The 796-nt window shown below is 63.3% G+C and carries 1 protein-coding gene; it reads left to right on the forward strand.

Annotated features, from left to right (window positions below; translation table 11 throughout):
* Positions 1 to 15 precede the first annotated feature (15 nt).
* Positions 16 to 796 (forward strand): IS5 family transposase (locus NKG95_RS34180; RefSeq protein WP_353043877.1); only part of this gene is annotated, 781 nt, incomplete at its 3' end.

Genomic DNA, 796 nt, shown 5'->3' on the forward strand with positions numbered 1-796 from the left:
TCTGAGGGAATCGCGATGGCAGTGAAGCAGACGGGCCAGTTGAGCTTGGCGGAGGCTTTTCTAGGCACCAAGCTTGTGGGCGGCACTTCGCCGCTCGACCGATTGTCGGGTCTTGTGAAGTGGTATCGGTTTGAGAAACTGCTCAACCCGCTGCGTGATGGCGGTCCGGGTCGGGCGGCTTGGCCACCGCTGGTCCTGTTCAAGGCGCTTTTGTTGCAATCGCTCTACGGGCTTTCGGACCGTGAGTTGGAAGAGGCGCTTGGCGACCGGCTGTCGTTCCGGCGCTTTGCCGGGCTCGGGCTGGAGGAGAGCATTCCCGATCACACGGTGCTTTCGCGCTTTCGCAATCTGCTTGTCGGCGAAGGTCTGCTCGATAAGTTGTTTGGCGAACTGGACCGGCAGTTGGAGAAGGCCGGCGTGATCCTGAAGCGTGGCACGATGCTGGATGCCACGCTGATCAATGCGGTCTCGTCACCGCCGACGCTTGAGCGGCCGTCGAAGGATCCAGATGCCCGCATTACCGCGCGGCAGGGCAAGGGCGGCTTCACCTTCGGCTACAAGGCTCATGTCGGGGTGGATGAGGGCTCTGGCCTGATCCGCACGGTGATCACCACACCAGCCAACGTCAACGACACGGTCGTGGCTGACACCTTGATCTGCGGCGACGAGAAGACGGTTTGGGCGGACGCCGCCTACGACACCCATGCCCGCCGCGCCCGGCTCAAGGCCGAAGGCAAGAAGGTGCGCATCGCGCGCCGCCCCAACAAGCATCATCCGCAGCTGCCGCCGCGTCTCA

The organism is Mesorhizobium sp. M1423, assembly GCF_040317575.1.
Taxonomy (GTDB): domain Bacteria; phylum Pseudomonadota; class Alphaproteobacteria; order Rhizobiales; family Rhizobiaceae; genus Mesorhizobium.